1 protein-coding gene is annotated in these 2484 nt (G+C 46.3%); it reads right to left on the reverse strand.

Features of this window, described 5'->3' with window-relative positions:
- Positions 1 to 2484, reverse strand: a 2484-nt coding sequence (locus R7Q38_RS22705) for a M66 family metalloprotease (RefSeq protein WP_318114378.1), incomplete at both ends; no start/stop codon positions are given.

Below are 2484 nucleotides of genomic sequence, written 5' to 3' on the forward strand. Positions count from 1 at the left end.
CCATTCGCAGTTTCCGCAACAGCTATATAGCCCTCATCTGAATCTTCGATAAAGCGTGCTGCCAAATCATCAAAACAGCTGGCTGTTGAAAGATCGTAATCAGCCGGAATTTGGTGTGAGTTGTTGTCTAACAGTTGACCAAAAGAAATCACTTTTTGGTTGCCTGCCGCATTTTCTATCACACATTGATGCTCTGGTGTGCGCAAGATATCAAGGAAGAACGCCGCGGATTTTTTCGCCCCATTCGCGTAATCACAGAACCATGAGTTATCGGCTTTGCCTTCGCTACAGTATTGAGGGTTTGAAGCAATGCGCAATAAGAAATCACCCGGCTTATCCGTTGACGAAGTGTAACCAAGATTGGTGTACAGGTTATCGATGCGCTCAAGATCTTCCATCTTGTCACGGATAGCGCTCATTTCCATATAACGGCGCACTAAGTAACCAGGATAATCGGACGAGAATAATCCCGTCGTCCCATATAACTCCAAGTTGCGTCGATCATAGCTATCGAGATAGTTCTGCCACTCGTAAGAAACAATTTCTTCTAGGTTTGTACCTTCGTCAAAACGGTTACAGTCGCTGTTTAGAGAAACGTTCCCATCGGTACAGAAATCGTAAGACTTACGCTCAATTTCATTCACTTTATCTAGGTAGTAAAGTGCGCCATAACGAGTTTTCGCATTCAGTTCTGGATCATCAGACAACGCGGCGGTATCGAATCGGCTGAAGTCACAGTTGTAGAGTGATTTGCCTTTCTCGTTCCCCGTTAGTGCCTTCACTTCAGAACACACCATCAGCGATGTGTTGTCTGGATTGTTGCCAAACTTGTATGCAAAGCTTTGTTGGTAGGCTTGCTGATCAGCGAGGTAACGAGCGTATGCCGCTTTGTCTTCATCGCTCGCACTGTCTGCCGGTTTCGCAACAGGCGCAGGAGCTGAACCTGAAGAATCTTGAATCGTCTCGACTTTACGACCGTAGCCAAACTTAAACGCCGCAATATCGTACAGACCCCAAGTTGGCGTTTCATCCAACATGCTTGGTGCGTAGTCCATTGTCGAACTGTAAGCAGGAATGTTGTTCAAACCAAGTTGATGCGCTTGCTCTAGCGTGTAGTAGTTCGCTTTGTCATTTGAGCCTTTAAAGTTATGGCGCAGACCCATGTTATGACCAAGCTCGTGAACAAGCGTATTGCTGTAAGTCGCAACCGTAATCGCATCTGCGGCTTTCACTTGCAACTCTTTTGGTAGGTATTTCCAACGCTTAAGCTGACGCGATACTTCGTTACCTGCGTCATCGAGTTTGATCTCAAAGTAACGCTCGTCATCCAACTTCAAGTTGTCCAACATGGCCTTGTTGGTTGAAGAAACCCACGACGCTTCGATTGGATAGACGTTGTTCTCTGCCCAGAAAGACAAACGGTTCTCTTCAGCTTCAACCACCTTTTCAAACTCCATGTCATCATTGAAGTTTTTCATTAGCTGAGTTGGGCTCTTCGTCGCTGCTTTTCCAGAAACGATGTCTTCTTTTGAAACGAGCGGCGCATGAATGTTTTCATCCGATTTCAGGCTCGCCATCGCCGCCATTGTAGAAAGCGCTTCAATTCTATCCGCGACTTCTGTTTTCACAGATTCGCTGCTGGTTGGCAATGGATCTAAGCCATCTAAGTCCAGTTGATTGCGATTATAGAAACGCGCCAAGTTATCCCAATAGAAAGGCACACCCGTTCTTGCAACGCCTGCGTATTGGTTCACGTGGCCTTTGATGATTTCCCCCGTCATCGGGTTAGAAACCGACGGGCCATAGCCAAGCAGACCGTTCGCTAGAGGCTCGTCAATCAGGTTAATCACGTTGTAACGCAGATCACCTGGGTGAATACCAGCCGCTTTGGTTTTGTTCACAATCTCGATTTCAGGCTTGCCTGCATCCGCCCCAAATACATTCAGCGCTTGGTTCATCTTGTCGATCGATTGCAGCGTTGCATCCAAGAACAACTTGTTCTTCTCTTCAAAGAAATTGTCGCTCAAGTAATATTTGATAGAGCCTTGATCTGGGTTGAAACGATTGAGGTAAACCACATCACGGTCGTATTTATTCGTGACTGGGTTAAGCTTTTTCGTCGACGTGGTGAAGAAACCAATGTCGTTCTCATCACCCACTGGGTACAAGATCGGTTGGTAACCTTCGGTTGCCACTTCACTTTCGTGCACTAACGAGTAGTAGAACCGAGATTTAAACGCGCCATCTACAAGCGCTTCATCCAAACTCGCTTTCGTTGCAAAGTTAATGTAGTCGGAAATCTTATCGAAATCGGTACGGAACGTGCGCTCTAGTTCGAAATTGAGGAGACCGTTTTTAGGGTCAAAGTCCCACGAGATCAATCGTGGTGCGCCAATTTCATCAATGCCCTCTTTTTTAATGATACGGCGACCACCGAGATCTACACATGTTAGCCGAGCATTTGGATTCAACTGACCAAATTTA

The organism is Vibrio sp. Vb0598 (assembly GCF_033338935.1).
Taxonomy (GTDB): domain Bacteria; phylum Pseudomonadota; class Gammaproteobacteria; order Enterobacterales; family Vibrionaceae; genus Vibrio; species Vibrio alginolyticus.